The organism is Aureibaculum marinum, from assembly GCF_003813905.1.
Taxonomy (GTDB): Bacteria; Bacteroidota; Bacteroidia; order Flavobacteriales; family Flavobacteriaceae; genus Aureibaculum; species Aureibaculum marinum.
Window position 1 is genome coordinate 1 of the sequence record NZ_RPFJ01000120.1, and the last position, 269, is coordinate 269.

At 31.6% G+C, this 269-nt stretch carries 1 pseudogene; it reads right to left on the minus strand.

The features are described from left to right. Positions 1-269, minus strand: a pseudogene (locus tag EGM88_RS15690) (IS110 family transposase); the annotation flags it as partial.

The window sequence follows — 269 nt, forward strand, 5'->3', positions numbered from 1 at the left end:
GTTTCAAATTTATTAAAACCATCGGTTACTACAATTAAAAATAAAGCTGTTTTCATACCGATACCTGGTATGCTTTGTAATAAAGTGAGTTGTGCTTGTTGGTCTTGTTTTACTAATGAGAGAAGTTGTTTCTCAATTCCTAAAAGCTCTTTATCTAAATGTTTACGATCTCTTTTTAAAGAACGATACACCCATTTTGAAGGAATTCCTAACACTTCTTCTCCGTGTAACTTATTCTTCGTGGCTGTTCTTTTCTTTAAAAAACTATC